The sequence below is a fragment of the Streptomyces sp. NPDC044002 genome, from assembly GCF_056434525.1.
The window spans coordinates 50,207-64,630 of record NZ_JBWKEZ010000004.1 but is presented as its reverse complement, the minus strand read 5'-3'; the positions used below and the strand labels follow the sequence as shown (position 1 = coordinate 64,630).

The following is a 14,424-nucleotide window of genomic DNA, read 5'->3' as shown; positions in this document are numbered from 1 at the left end:
GTGCGGCGGCGTGCGGTTCAGGCGGCGGCGCGCAGCCGCCACACCCCGGGCCGGGTCTCCGTCCAGTCCGGCAGCGGGAGGCCGCCGCGCACGTGGCGCAGCCAGCGGACCGCGTACGCCTCGCGCCGCCGGTCGCCGAGCCGGGCCGCCAGGGCCAGGCAGCGCTCGAAGTGCGGCTCCGCGGCGGCGGGGCCCTCGGTCTCCAGCGCGAGCAGGGCCCGGACCCGGCGGGCCTCGTAGTGGTCGCGGGGGTCGGCGGGTTCCGCGTCGAGGACCCGGCCGATCAGCCGGGCCGCCTCCGTGACGGCCGAGGCGTCCAGGCTCAGTTCGGCCAGGCCCGTCAGGGCGCGGTCGCGTTCGGGCCGGGCGTCGGCGCCGTCGGCGGCCCGCAGGGCCCGCCGGTAGAGCCCGCGGGCCGCGTCGGTGCGGCGGCGCTGCCAGGCCAGGTCGCCGAGCGAGCACAGCAGCCGGGACTGGGCGCCGAGGTCGCCGGAGCGTTCGGCCGCGTCGAGGGCCAGGGTGTGCGCGCGCTCCCAGTCGTCCCAGGCCGCGTGGGCCTCCAGGGGGGCGGTGAGGACGTCGGCGAGGCGCACGGTACGGGCCCACAGTCCGGCCGCGTGGGCCCGGCCCAGGGCCGAGGCCAGTGCGGTGCGGCGGTCCGCGAACCACTCGGCGGCGTGCGGCAGTCCGTCGGCCTCCCGCGCCTCGGCGGCCAGGGCGTCGGCGAGCCGGGCCACGGCCCGGGCCGCCTCGCCGGGGGGCTCCTCGGCGGTGAGGAGCTCGCCGGCCAGCAGCCGCCACAGCACGTGCAGGCGGTAGGCGCCGCGGGGTTCGGCCCGCAGCAGGCGGGCTTCCACGAGGCTCTCCAGCAGGGCTTCGGCGGCCGGTTCGGGGGTGCCGAACAGGGCTGCCGCGTCGGCGGTGGGGAAGGGGCCGGCGGGCAGCAGCCCGAGCAGCCGGAAGGCGCGCTTGAGCGGTGCGCCGGCCTCCTCGTACCCGGCGCGCAGGGCGGCGTCCAGGCCGGGCTGCGCGGAGCGGAGTTCGGCGAGCCGGGCGTGTTCGCCGGACAGCCGGGCGGCCAGGGAGGCCACGCTCCAGTGCGGGCGGGCGGCCAGCCGGCCCGCGAGGGCCCGTACGGCCGACGGCAGCCGGCCGCAGGCGTCGACGACGGCGGCGCAGGCCCCGTCGGGCCCGTCGTCCTCGCCGTCGCGGCCCGAGGCGGCCAGCAGCAGCCGGCGGGCCTGGGCCGGGGCGAGGACGTCCAGCAGGTGCGTCCGGGTGACCGGGAGCGCCGGGGTCGGGCGGCAGGTCAGCAGCGCGGTGCTGCCGGGGGTCGCGGGCAGCAGGGGGCGGGCCTGCTCCGCGTCGGCCGCGTCGTCGAGCACGAACAGCATCCGGCGGCCCGGGGTGAGCCGGTCCAGGGTGCGGCGCAGCCCGTCGAGGTCGTCGGGCAGCGGCCCGCGGACCCCGCAGCGGAGCAGCAGCCGGGTGAGGGCGGCGGCGGGGCCGAGGGGTGCGCCGGTGTCGTCGCGCAGGGTGAGGAACACCCGGCCGTCGGGGAAGAGGTCGTCGGCGTGGTGCGCGGCGGCCAGGGCGAGGGCGGTCTTGCCCACGCCGGCGGGGCCGGTGAGCGCGACGCAGCCGCCCGCGGGGACGTCCCGCAGGAGCGTGCGCAGCGCGGCCAGCTCCTCGTCGCGGCCGGTGAACAGCGGGTCGGACGGCGGGAGTTCACCGACCGGCCCGGCGGCCGGCGGCGGCAGCACGGGGCCCGGCCCCGCGAACGGCGCCGCGAACCCGGCGTACGACCCGGCGAAGGGGCCGCCGGCCTGTCCCGCAGCCGGCCCTGCGTACGGCCCGGCGGCCTGTCCTGCGGTCGGCCCGGCGAAGGACCCTGCGGACGGCCCGGCGGCCTGTCCTGCGGTCGGCCCGGCGAAGGACCCTGCGGACGGCCCGGCGGTCTGCCCTGCGGCCGGCCCGGCGAAGGACCCTGCGGACGGCCCGGCGGGCCCCGCCGATTCCCCGGCGTACGGCCCGGCGGCCTCTCCCGCGGCCGACCCCGCGAAGGGCCCGGCGTACGGCCCCGCGGCCTCCCCCGCGGCCGGCCCCGCGAAGGGCCCGGCGGTCTCTCCCGCGGCCGGCTCCGCGTACGGCCCCGCGAAGGGGTCGTACGGCCCTGCGGCCTGCCCCGCCGACGGCGCGCCGGTCTGCCCGCCGGGACGTCCGGCGGCCGGTCCGCCGGGCCCCTCGGCGGGGCCCGCCGTGCCGGGTCCGCCCGCGGGCGGCGCGGAACGCGCCCGGTGCGGGGCGGCGCCCGAGGGGCGCAGCAGTGCGGTGTCCCCGTCGAGGATGCGGCCGTGGAGCTGCTGCAGGGGCGGCCCCGGCTCGATCGCCAGTTCGTCGACGAGGGTGCGCCGCAGCCGGGCGAAGGCCTCCAGCGCGTCGGCCTGCCGGCCGGTGCGGTAGAGCGCCACCATCAGGTGGGCGTGGAACTCCTCGCGCATCGGCAGCTCGGTGGCCAGCGCCCGGAGTTCGCCGACGAGTTCGTGGTGGCGGCCCAGTTGCAGGTCGGCCCGGATGCGCTGCTCCAGTGCGGCCGTGCGCAGTTCGCCGAGGCGGATCGCGGTGCTGTCGAGGAGTGCCCCGTGGGGGGTGTCGGACAGCAGGGGGCCGCGCCACAGCGCGAGCGCGCGGGTCTGGAGGTCGGCGGCGGCCCCGGCGTCCTGGCGGGCCATGGCGGCGCGGCCGCGGGCGTGCAGGTCCTCGAAGGCGGTCAGGTCCAGCCGGTCCGGGTCCAGCCGCATGAGGTAGCCGGGCGGCCGGGTGACCAGGCAGTCGCGGCCCGTTTCGGGGTCGGCGGCGTGCAGGAGCTTGCGCAGCTGCGAGATGTAGACCTGGAGCGTGGTCGTCGCGGTGCGCGGCGGGTCCTCGCCCCACAGTTCGTCGATGAGGCTGCCCACGGACACGATCTCGTTGGGCCGGACCAGCAGCGTCGCGAGCACCACGCGGATCTTCGCCGCGCGGGGCGTGACGCGCTGCGCGTCCGGGCCGGCCGCGTCCACTTCCAGTGGCCCCAACACCCGAAATCGCATGCAGCCCCCGTTCCTCGGCACTCCGGTGGCACGGGTGGCGGCAGACTCCCCCAGCTGCCCGGCCCTCGTCACCCTAGGGCCGGGCGCACCCCCGGCTTCGGACAGCCGGACCCCTGATCCGGTGCCGCGCACCCTGGCCGGGACCCGCAAGCCATGCTTTAGGCGCTCCGTGGAGCATGCCGAGGCGTTGGCGGCAGGGGCGCCGGGCGTTCGGCAGTTGCCCCGGGTGCGCCAGAAGGGGGCTGACGTTGTCTGGATTCGCTACGTTCACCGATGTGCTCCGCGGCCGGGCCGCGGCGCTCGGCGGGCGCGACGCTCACGTGTTCCTCGGTGACGCCCCGGGCGCCGCCGCCGAGCACCTCACGTACGGGGAGCTGGACCGGGCGGCCCGGGCCATCGCGGTGCGGCTGCGCGAGCACGGCGCCCTGCGGCAGCCGGTGCTGCTGCTGTACCCGCCGGGCCCCGGCTTCCTGAAGGCGTTCGCCGGCTGCCTGTACGCGGGCGCCGTCGCCGTTCCCGCCCCGCTCCCCGGTGACCGGGGCGAGCGGCTGCAGCGCGTGTCGGGGATCATCCGCGACACCGGCGCGCAGCTGGTGCTGACGGACTCGGCCAACGCCCCCGACGTGTCGCTGTGGCTCGCCATGGCGGGCCGGGGCGAGACGGTGTGCCTGGCCACGGACGTGGAGGAGGGGCTGGACGCCGACGCCTGGCAGCCGCCCCGCACCGGTCCGGAGGACCTGGCGTTCCTCCAGTACACCTCGGGTTCGACGTCCCGGCCGCGCGGTGTGATGGTCAGTCACCGCAACCTCCTCGCCAACATGGAGGCCATGCGCGAGGTCCTGGGGTCCACCGACCGGGACGTGTTCGGCAGCTGGCTGCCGCACTACCACGACATGGGGCTCATCTGCCATCTGCTGCACCCGCTGTGGCTGGGCACCTCGTCGGTGCAGATGTCCCCCACCGCCTTCGTCAAGCGGCCGGTGCGCTGGCTGCGTTCGATCGGCGAGTACGGGGTGACGATCGGCGGCGGCCCCAACTTCTGCTTCGACCTGTGCCTGCGCCGGATCACGGACGAGCAGCTCGCCGGCCTGGACCTGAGCGGCTGGCGGCTGGCGATCAACGGCGCGGAGCCGGTGCGCCACCAGACCCTGGAGGCCTTCGCCGAGCGCTTCGCCGCGGCCGGTTTCCGGCGCGAGAGCCTCTTCCCGGCCTACGGGCTCGCCGAGGCCACGCTCGTCGTGTCCGGCGGCGCGCCCGGCCGCGGCCCGCGCACCCTGACCGTCGACGCGGCCGGCCTGGAGTACGACGAGCTGCGCCCGCCGCGGCCCGGGCAGCCGGTGCGGACCCTGGTCGGGAGCGGCACCGTACGCGGCTTCGACGTGCGGATCGTGGAGCCGGTGGTCGGCGGCGAGGTGCCGGAGGGCCGGGTCGGGGAGATCTGGGTGCGCGGCGACAGCGTCGCCCAGGGCTACTGGCGCCGTCCCACCGACACCGCCCGGACCTTCCAGGCGATGGTGGACGACGGGGACAGCGGCTTCCTGCGCACCGGTGACCTCGGGGTGGTCGACGGGGACGAGCTGTACGTCACCGGCCGCCTCAAGGAGATGATCATCCTCAACGGGCGCAACATCTATCCGCAGGACGTGGAGTGGGCGGTGCGCGAGACGGAGCCGTCCCTCGGGGCCGGCCAGGGCGCCGTGTTCACCGTGGACGCGGACCGCGAGCAGCTCGTCGTCGTGCACGAGGTGCGCCCCGAGAACGCGGACTGGGAGACGCTGCGCGCCCTGGCCCGGCGCATCCAGATCCTCATCGGCCAGGACTTCGACGTGCCCGCGGCCAACGTGCTCCTGGTGCGGCCCGGCACGCTGCGCCGCACCACCAGCGGGAAGATCCAGCGGACCCTGATCCGCAAGCTGTTCCTGGCGGGTGAGGTGAGCGGCGCGTACGAGGTCCTCGACCCGGCCGTGCAGGCCCTGGTCCGTCCGCGCGACACGCTGCTCGGCAACGACCTGCTGCGGCCCTCCGCCCGCGCCGCCGCCGCGGAGACGGCGTGGTGAGCGCCGTCGCCGTCGCCGCCGGACCGGCCCCCCGGGCGCCGGTGCGGCGGCCCGCGCCGTCCCCGGAGTCGACGAGCGGCCGGGTCCGGGCCGCCGCGCTGGAGGCCCTGCTCGGCGACCCGGCGGAGCCCGGCAACCCGGCCGGGCACCGCGCGCTGCTCGCCTCCGACCAGGCGGCCGCGCTGTCGCCGGAGGCGGAGGGGCTGCTCGACGACTTCGGGATGCACCGCGAGTTCGTCCCGCGCGAGCTCGGCGGCCGCTTCGACTCCGCGGAGGGCCTGCTGCGGGTGATGCGTCCGGTGTTCCGCCGGGACGTGTCCCTCGGCATGGGCTACGGCATGACCACCTTCATGGCCGCCTCCGACGTGTGGATGCGCGGCAGCGAGGAGCAGCGGTCGTGGCTGGGCGGCCTGCTGCTGGGCGGTTCGAAGGCGGCCATCGCCCAGCACGAGACCGCGCACACCAACGACTTCGTCCGCAACCAGATCTCCGCGGACCTGCTCCCCGGCGGCGGCCTGTCGCTCACCGGGGCGAAGCCGGTGGTCAACAACCTGCACCGGGCCGACGCCCTGGTGCTGTTCTGCCGTACCGGCGACCACTTCCCCGGCGGGACGCAGAGCGCCCTGCTGCTGGACCCGCGCACCCTGCCCGCCGGCCGCTACCGCACCGAGCGGCGGCCGGCCGCGGTGGGGCTGCGGTCCTGCTTCTTCTCGGGCGTGCGCTTCGACGACTGCCCCGTGCCCGCAGACGCCCTGCTGGGCGCGCCGGGCAGCGGCGTCGCGACCTCGCTGCAGTCGTTCCAGATGAGCCGCACGCTGATGGCCTCCCTGTCGGTGGCCGCCGTGGACACGAGTCTGCGCACGGCCGTGCTGGTGGACCGTCAGCGGGGTCCCGGCGCGGCCGGCACGGCGCCGGTGGACCCGCAGCACACCGCGAACACCCTGACCGGCGCGTTCGTGAACCTGCTGCTGTACGACTGCCTGGCGGTCGTCGCCACCCGGGCGCTGCACCTGCTGCCGGCCGAGACCAGCGTGTACTCGGCGGCCGTGAAGCTGCTGCTGCCGCGGGTGCTGATCGAGACGATGTACGACCTGTCGACGGTCCTTGGCTCGCAGCTGTACACGCGGGAAGGCACCGTGGGCGTGCTGCAGAAGCACATCCGGGACGTGCCGGTGATCAGCCTCGGCCACGCGGGGACCGTCGCCTGCCAGGCGACGGTCATCCCGCAGCTGAAGCAGCTGGCGAGCCGCTCCTGGTTCGCCGAGGAGGAGGCCCCGGCCGCGCTGTTCCAGCCCGACGCGCCCCTGCCTGCGTTCCGTTACGACGCGCTCGCGCTGGCCAGCGGCCGCGACAGCCTCAGCGCCTCGCTGCTGGCCGCCGTCGCGGAGCCGCCGGGCCGCGATCCGGTGGAGCGGGCCCTGCGCACGATGGCGGAGCACCTCGTCGAGGAGCTGCGGGACCTGCGCCGGCGGGTGCTCGCGCTGCCGCCGCTGGACGGCGGGACGCCGGTGGGGCCGGCCTGGTTCGCGCTGACGGACCGCTACGTGCTGGTCCTGGCGGCCGCGGCCGTGCTCGGCGTCCGCCGCCACAACCGCCACGGCCTCGACCCGTTCCTGGCCGATCCGGCCTGGGCGGCGGCCGCCCTGCACCGCATCACGTCCAGGCTGGGCGCCGCGCCCGTGGAGCTGCCCCCCGAGTGCCTGGCGCGCGTCCACCAGGAGGTGCTGGCCCGCTTCGGGGACCGGCGCAGCTACGACCTGCACAACACCCCGCTTCCCGGCTGACGGGCGACGGCCCCGACCACCGCTTCCCCCTTAGCCCGCACGCAAGGAGTCCAGGGATGTCCCTGTCCGTGTCGCCGCACAGCGCGGCCCCGCTGCACCACTGGCTGACCGACCGCCTCGCCGTCTACCTCGACCGGCTGCCGGACAGCATCGACCCCACCGTGCCGCTCGCCGAGTACGGCATGGACTCGGTGGGGGCGCTGAGCCTGTGCGGGGACATCGAGGACACGTTCCGCATCGCCGTGGACCCGTCGCTGGCCTGGGACCACCCGACCGTCGTCGCGCTGGTCGCCTACCTCGGCGGGCGGGGCGTGACGGTTCCGGCCGCGGAGGTCTCCCGGTGAGCTCCCCCTCCGTCGCCCTGGTCGGGCTGGACTGCGTCTTCCCGGGGGCGCCGGGCCCCGACGCCTACTGGGACCTGCTGATGCGCGGCGGCGACGCGACCGGTGAGCAGCCCGGCCCGCGCAGGTTCGGGCCGGGGTACGAGACTCCGGTGCGCGGCGGTTTCATCGACGACGCCGACGTGTTCGACAACGACTTCTTCACCGTGTCGCCGCGCGAGGCCGCGGCGATGGACCCGCAGCAGCGGCTGCTGCTCCAGTGCGCGTGGCGGGCCCTGGAGGACTCGGGGCGCTCCCCGCGGTCCCTGGCGGGCGGCGACACCGGGGTGTTCGTCGGCATGATGGGCAGCGAGTGGGGCCAGCTGCACCTGGGCGACTACGGGCGGGTGACCCCGCAGCTGGGTGCCGGGTCCAGCGCCGGCATGGCCGCCAACCGCATCTCGTACCACCTCGACCTGAAGGGGCCGAGCCTGTCCGTGGACACGGCCTGCTCCTCCTCGCTGGTAGCCGTGCACCTGGCGGTGAACTCGCTGCTGTCCGGGGAGTGCGGGACGGCGCTGGCCGGCGGGGTCAACCTGGTGCTGACGCCGGCGCTGGGGCTGGTGTACGCGCAGATGGGGCTGGCCTCTCCGGACGGCCGGTGCCGGCCGTTCAGCGCCGACGCGAACGGCATCGCGCGCAGTGACGGCGTGGGGGTGGTGGTGCTGCGGCGGCTGGAGGACGCGCTCGCCGACGGGCAGCGGGTCTACGCCGTCATCCGGGGCACCGCCGTCAACCAGGACGGGCGCAGCAACGGCGTCACCGCGCCGAACCGGCACTCGCAGCGGGAGGTCGTCGCGGCCGCGTACCGGCGGGCCGGGGTCACCCCCGGCCAGGTGCGGTTCGTCGAGGCCCACGGCACGGGCACGGCGCTCGGCGACGTCATCGAGTGCGGGGCCCTGGGCGAGGTCCACGGCGTGCCGCGCGAGGAGCCGTGCGCGATCGGCTCCGTCAAGGGCAACCTGGGGCACACGGAGGGGGCTTCGGGCATCGCCGGGCTGATCAAGGTGGCGCTCGCGCTGCACCACCGGATCGTGCCCGCGAGCCGGTACGCGGACCGGGAGAACCCGCAGCTGCGGCTCGCCGAGCGGGGGCTGGCGCTGCTGAAGGCGCCGGTGCGGCTGCCCGCCGGCGAGGTCGTGGCGGGCGTGAGCAGTTTCGGCATGGGCGGGACGAACGCGCACGCGGTGCTCGCCGCGGCGCCCCGTACGGCCCGCGGCGGACGCCGCCGGGCGGCGGCCGCGCCGGCCGGGGTGTTCACGCTGTCGGCCGACACCCCCGAGGCGCTACGCCGCAACCTCGCAGCGCAGGCGGAGGCGGTGGCCGCCCGTCCGCGCGGGGACGCCGCGGCGCTGTGCTGGACCAGCAACCGGGTCAAGACCGGGCTGCCCTACCGGGCGGCGTTCACCGCGACCGACACGGTCGAGCTGGCGGCGGCGCTGCGCGCGGCGGCCGAGGACGGGCGGCTCGCGGCCGGGATCGCCGACCGGGCCTGGCGTCCGCCGGTCATCGGGTTCCTCTTCACCGGCCAGGGGGTCCAGGAGCCGGGGATGACGGCCGCCCTGTACCGGCAGTCGCCGCTGTACCGGCGCCGGCTGGACGAGGCCGACGCGGCGCTCGCCCCGCACCTGGGCGGTTCGGTGCGCGACCTGCTCCTCGGCGGGGATCCGGCCCTGCACCGGACCCGCTGGGCGCAGCCCGCCCTGTTCGCCGTCGGCCACGCGCTCGCGGCCACGCTGACCGGCCTCGGGGCGGGGCCGCACGTGGTGCTCGGGCACAGCGTCGGGGAGTTCGCGGCGGCCGTGGCCGCCGGGGTGCTCACCCTGGAGGAGGCGGCCCGGCTGGTCGCGGAGCGGGCCCGGCTGATGGACGCGCTGCCGGAGGGCGGCGGCATGCTGTCGGTGCGGGCGGGGCGGGAGGAGGTCGAGGAGTTCCTCACCGCCGGGCCGGGGGTGTCCCTCGCGGCGGTCAACGGCCCGCGGAACACCATCCTGTCGGGCGGGCTGGCGGAGCTGGAGCGGGTCGCCGGGGTGCTGCGCGGGCGGGGTGTGCACTGCCGTGCGGTCGGCGTCTCGCACGCCTTCCACTCGCCGCTGATGGATCCCGTGCTGGAGCCGCTGGCCGCGGCCGCCGCGGGGATCGCGCCCGCCGCGCCGCGCATCCCCGTCGCCTCCACCCGGTACGGGCGGCTGCTGGCCGACGAGCCGATGGACGGCGCCTACTGGGCCGGGCAGGCGGCCGGGCCGGTGCTGTTCGCGGACGCGCTGGCCGACCTGGTGGCGCGGACCGCCCCGACCGCGCTCGTGGAGATCGGTCCGGCGCCGCAGCTGATCCAGCTGGCGGGGCGGTCCGGGCTGGCCGACGGGATCCGGCTGCTGCATCCGTCGCCGGGCCGGGACGCGACGGCCCGCGACCTGGCCGAGACCGTCGCCGCGCTGTACCGCTCCGGGCTGGAGCCGCAGTGGGACGAGCTGTACGAGCCCGTCTGGCGGACCACCGAGCGGCTGCCCCCGTACGCCTTCTCGACCGAGCACCGCTTCTGGCACGCCGGGGCGGCCCGCCCACTGGTCTCCCCGGGTCCGGCCGCGTCCCCGGCCTCGTCCCCGGCCTCGTCGTCCCCGGCGGCGAGCCCGGCCGGGGCGGCCGCCGGACCGGTGCCGGCCCCGGCGGAAAGCGGCAGAAGCGGCGGAAGCGACGGGTCCGCCGACCCGGTGCTGGCCGCCGTCGTGGGGGCCGTGGTGGAGGTGGGCGAGTACGCGCCCGAACGGGTCGACCGGAACTCCAGGTTCTATGAGGACCTCGGCTTCGACTCTGTAATGATCATGCAGCTCAAGGACCGGATCGAGACCTCGCTGCCGCAGGCCGGCGGCATCGCGGTGCAGCAACTCCTGCCCGCACTGCGCTCGGTGGGCACCCTGGCCGACTTCGTCGGCGAGTGGATCAGTGTGGGGGTACGACCGTGACACCAGTGACCGAGACCGCCCTGTACGTCGTGGGCACGGGCACCGCCCTGCCCGGCGACCCGGTGGACAACACCACGCTGGGCAAGGTGTTCGGGATCAGCGAGGAGTGGATCGACCTCTTCGTGGGCACCCGCAGCCGCCACTTCTGCTGGGACCTGGGCACCGGCACCCTCACCCACAGCCTCGCCGACCTGTGCGCCGAGGCCGCCGGGCGCGCCCTGGCGGGCTCCGGCCTCGCCCCCGCCGACCTCGACTTCCTGATCCTGGCCACCGCCACGCCCGACACCCTGCTGCCCACCACCGCGACGGTGGTGGCCGACCGGCTGGGCCTCAGCCACCTGCCCGCCTTCCAGCTGCAGGCGGGCTGCTCGGGCGCCGTGCAGGCGCTGGACGTGGCCCGCGCGCTGCTCGCGGGCGGCCACCGTGCGGGGCTCGTCGTCGGCGGGGACGTCACCGACCGGTTCCTCGACCCGGGGCGCGAGGCGGTCAGCCTGCCCACCGAGGAGCTCGTCAACTACGTGCTGTTCGGCGACGGGGCGGGAGCGGCCGTGGTGGCCTCGGAGCCCGTCGGCGAGGCCATCGCCGTACGCGGCCTGCTGCACCGTTTCACCGGGCGGGGCCGCGCCCCCGGCCAGATCGTCGACTGGCAGGGCGTGGCCCGCCAAACCGCCGCACGGCAGATGCTGTTCGAGGACTACAAGGCCATCGAGGAGAGCGTCCCCGCCATGGCCTCGGAGATCTTCTGGGAGCTGCTGACCGCCTCCGGCTGGTGCCGCGAGGACCTCGACTACGTCCTGCCCCCGCAGCTCTCGGGCCGGATGACGGCCCGCATCACCGAGCACCTGGACGTACCGGAGCTGCGCGAGGTGTCCTGCGTCGCCGACACCGGGAACACCGGCAACGCCCTGCCCCTGATCCAGCTCGACCGGCTCGCCGGGGAGCTGGGCGACGGCGAGCGGGCCCTGGCGGTGGTGGTCGAGTCCAGCAAGTGGATCAAGGGCGGGCTGGCGCTGGAGCGGGTCCCGGAGACGGAGGGCGCCGGATGACCGTCCCCGCCACCTCCGCCTCCTCCACCACCCCCGCCTCCCCCGCGGGTCCCGCGGCGCCCCCCGACCCGGTGCGGGAGCTGCGCGCCCTGCACCGGGCGGGCCGGCTCGCCGAGCAGTGGCCCCGCGTCGCCCCGCTGCTGGCCGAGCTGACCGACCACGGGGACCGGGAGCCCGAGGCCGTCCGCACCGACCTGGTGCGGGCCGGCCGGGTCCTGGCCGCGCTCCCGGCCGCCGAGGTCCTCGCCCGCCACCCGGACACCCCCCGGGTCACGGTGGCCGTCACCGGGCACTCCACCCTGGTCCAGCTCACCGACCCGCTGGTCGCCGAGCTGGCCCGGCACGGGCTGCTCTCCCTGGTGCTGTCCGGGGACCACGGCGCCTACCTGCGCGACCTGCTCGACGGCGGCGAACTGAGCCGCCGGCGCCCCGACCTGACGCTGTGCGTGCTCGACGCGGGCGCCGTCTTCGACGAGCTCCCGGAGCCGTGGACCTGGCAGGACGTGGAGGCCGGCTGCGCCGGTCTGCTGGAGCGGCTGCGCGCGGTCGCCGCCGCGCACGCCGCGGACCCCGCGGGTCCGCTCGTCCTGAACACCCTGCCGCTGCCCCGGATCCGGCTCCAGCAGCTGGTCGGACAGCGGGAGCGGGCCCTGCTCGCCGCGGTGTGGCGGGAGTTCAACGCCCGGCTGCTGCGGCTGGCCGCCGAGCACCCGACGCTGGCCGTGGTCGACCTGGAGCCGCTGATCGCCGACGGCGGCCCGGCCGCCGACCCGCGCCTGGCCCTGTACACGCACGCCCCGTACACCGAACAGCTGCTCGCCGCCTACGCCCGGGAGGCCGTGCACGTGCTGCGCGCCCACCGGGGCATGACCCGCAAGTGCCTGGTCCTGGACCTGGACGGCACCCTGTGGGCGGGGATCCTCGGCGACGACGGCCCCGAGGGGATCACGGCCGCCGCCGGCACCCTGGCCGGGGAGCCGCACGCGGCCCTTCAGCGGACCGCGCGGCAGCTCGCCGCCCAGGGGGTGCTGCTCGCGGTCAGCAGCAAGAACGATTCCGCTCCGGTCCTCGGCGTGCTCCGAGACCACCCGGACATGGTGCTGCGCGAGCGGGACTTCGTCCGCGTCCACGCCAACTGGGAGCCCAAGGACGGCAATCTGCGGGACATCGCCGCCGCCCTCGGCATCGGCGCCGACGCGCTGGTCTTCGCCGACGACTCCCCCGCCGAGCGCGCCCTGGTGCGGGCCCGGCTGCCCGCCGCCGCCGTGGTGCCGCTGGGCACGGAACCGGCCCTGCACGTCACCCGGCTGCTGGCCGACGGCTGGTTCGACACCCCCCGGCTGACCGGCGACGACCTCGCGCGGACCGCCCGCTACCACGAGGCGGCCGCCCGTACGGAGCTGGAGCGCGGCAGCGGATCGTACGAGGAGTACCTGCGCGGTCTGGGCGTCCGCGTCCGGATCGCGCCGCCGGAGCCGCACGAGCGCGACCGGATCGTCCAGCTGTCGCTGCGCACCAACCAGTTCAACCTCACCGGCGAACGGCTCGGCGCGGACCGCGTCGCCGCCCTCTCCGCCGACCGGGCGGGCCTGCTGCTCGGGGTGCACGTCGGCGACCGGTTCGGCGACAGCGGTCTGGCGGGCGCTGTCCTCGGCCGGTACGCGGACGACGGGCTGCACCTGGACGGCTTCTGGCTCAGCTGCCGGGTGTTCGCGCGCGGGGTCGAGCAGGCCGTCCTCGCGACCCTGCTGGCGCACGCGGCGGCCCGCGGCCTGCCGGCCGTGCACGCCCGCCACCGGCCGACCGCCAAGAACGGCAGGGCGGCCGGCTTCTACCCCTCGCTGGGCTTCACCGAGACCGGCGGGGACCCCGACGGCTCGCTGCACTACCGCCACGACCTGGCGCAGCTGCCCCCCGTACCCGACCACCTGACCACCGATCCACGCCTCGGAGGGGACGACGATGAGCCTGCCGGAACCACCCGCTGATCTTCCGGGCTTCCTCGCCCTGATCGGCGACGAACTCGGACTGGAGCTGACCGAGGAGCAGGCCCGCGCCGACCTGGACGCCCTGCCGTCCTGGGACTCCGTGCACCTGCTCCGGCTGGTCATGCTGATCGAGCAGGAGACGGGCAGCCGCGTGCCCGTCTCCGCCGTGCTGCGGGCCCGCAGCATCGCGCAGATCCACACCGAGGTCCTGGCCGCCTCCGGCGCCCGGCCCGTGTCCCCGGGCGGTGCGCTGTGAACGCTGCGGCGTCCCTGCCGCCGGGCGAGCCGATCGCGGTGCGCGCCGAGGGCACCGACTGGGGGGCGGTCCGCGCGGACCTGCGCACCCACGGGACGGCCCTGGTGCACGGCACCCTCGCGGACTGGCGCCCCCGGGACCCCGACGGGCCCGCGCTGCGCGCCGTGCTGGGCCGTGACTGGGCCCGCTACAGCGGTATGGCGCACGAGGACATCCGGGAGCGGTACGCGGCCTCGCGCCGGCTCCTCAAACACGCGGCCGCGGCGGCCCTGCACGCCGACGCGGCGGACCTCGAACTCACCTACGGGCCCACCGGGCGGCCGTACCTGCGCGGCTGCGACCAGATCGACATCAGCCTCAGCCACACCGGGGACCTGCTGCTGGTGGGTCTGACGACGCGCGGGCTCGTCGGTGTCGACGCGGAGCTCGCGGACCGCCAGATCTACAGCAAGGGCCTGGACCGGCACATCTGCACCCCGGCCGAGCGCCTGCACCTCACCGGGCTGGACCCGGCCGAGCGCAATCCGCGGCTGGTGCGGCTGTGGACCCTGAAGGAGGCCTACAGCAAGGCCATCGGGCAGGGCATGCAGTTCCGGTTCACCGAGTTCGGCTTCGGGCCGGACGACCGTCCGGCCCGCGTGCACCGGCCGGACGGCACTCCCGGCTCGGGCTCCGAGTGGGCCTTCCGCACGTACGGCCTCGACGTCGGCGGCGTCGCGTTCTGCGTCAGCGCGGCCGTGTACGACGCGGGGCTGGGCCGGACCCTGGACACCGAGATCACCACGATGCTCGACTCGGAGGCCGCCGAGGCCCTGGGGCGGGCGCTGCGGGCCGCCGCCTGCTGACGCCCCGCCGGCGGCG

Annotated in this window: 9 protein-coding genes; 8 read left to right on the top strand and 1 reads right to left on the bottom strand. The window is 76.7% G+C overall.

The window, feature by feature from the left end; genetic code table 11:
* Positions 1–17: 17 nt before the first annotated feature.
* Positions 18–3,089 carry an AfsR/SARP family transcriptional regulator gene (locus tag AC07A6_RS04590; RefSeq protein WP_478776057.1) on the bottom strand — a complete coding sequence of 1,024 codons (3,072 nt, stop codon included), beginning with the start codon at positions 3,087–3,089 and terminating at the stop codon, positions 18–20.
* Between the two features lie 248 nt (positions 3,090–3,337).
* Between AC07A6_RS04590 and AC07A6_RS04585 the strand changes: the two genes are divergently transcribed.
* From AC07A6_RS04585 to AC07A6_RS04550, 8 genes are read left to right on the top strand one after another with little or no spacing between them, the layout of a single operon-like run.
* Entirely contained in the window at positions 3,338–5,146 is a 1,809-nt protein-coding gene (locus tag AC07A6_RS04585) for a fatty acyl-AMP ligase (protein WP_386272183.1), read from the top strand.
* Positions 5,143–6,930 carry an acyl-CoA dehydrogenase gene (locus AC07A6_RS04580; protein ID WP_478776056.1) on the top strand — a complete coding sequence of 596 codons (1,788 nt, stop codon included), beginning with the start codon at positions 5,143–5,145 and terminating at the stop codon, positions 6,928–6,930. The genes AC07A6_RS04585 and AC07A6_RS04580 overlap by 4 nt, the downstream gene beginning before the upstream one ends.
* A gap of 56 nt (positions 6,931–6,986) precedes the next feature.
* Complete coding sequence (locus tag AC07A6_RS04575) at positions 6,987–7,274, top strand: acyl carrier protein (protein ID WP_362461367.1); 288 nt, start codon at positions 6,987–6,989, stop codon at positions 7,272–7,274.
* Positions 7,271–10,273: a type I polyketide synthase gene (locus AC07A6_RS04570; protein ID WP_478776055.1), complete on the top strand. Its 3,003-nt coding sequence runs from the start codon at positions 7,271–7,273 to the stop codon at positions 10,271–10,273. The genes AC07A6_RS04575 and AC07A6_RS04570 overlap by 4 nt, the downstream gene beginning before the upstream one ends.
* Before the next feature lie 5 nt (positions 10,274–10,278).
* Positions 10,279–11,319 (top strand): 3-oxoacyl-ACP synthase III family protein, encoded by a 1,041-nt coding sequence (locus AC07A6_RS04565; RefSeq protein ID WP_478776054.1) that lies wholly within the window; start codon positions 10,279–10,281, stop codon positions 11,317–11,319.
* A complete protein-coding gene (locus AC07A6_RS04560) occupies positions 11,316–13,307 on the top strand; it encodes an HAD-IIIC family phosphatase (protein ID WP_478776053.1) in 1,992 nt (663 codons plus the stop codon). The genes AC07A6_RS04565 and AC07A6_RS04560 overlap by 4 nt, the downstream gene beginning before the upstream one ends.
* Complete coding sequence (locus AC07A6_RS04555; RefSeq protein WP_478776052.1) at positions 13,282–13,563, top strand: acyl carrier protein; 282 nt, start codon at positions 13,282–13,284, stop codon at positions 13,561–13,563. Before AC07A6_RS04560 ends, AC07A6_RS04555 begins: the two co-directional genes overlap by 26 nt.
* The gene (locus AC07A6_RS04550; RefSeq protein ID WP_362461352.1) at positions 13,560–14,408 is read left to right on the top strand and encodes a 4'-phosphopantetheinyl transferase family protein; all 849 of its coding nucleotides are present in this window, start codon (positions 13,560–13,562) and stop codon (positions 14,406–14,408) included. The genes AC07A6_RS04555 and AC07A6_RS04550 overlap by 4 nt, the downstream gene beginning before the upstream one ends.
* The last annotated feature ends 16 nt before the right edge of the window (positions 14,409–14,424 follow it).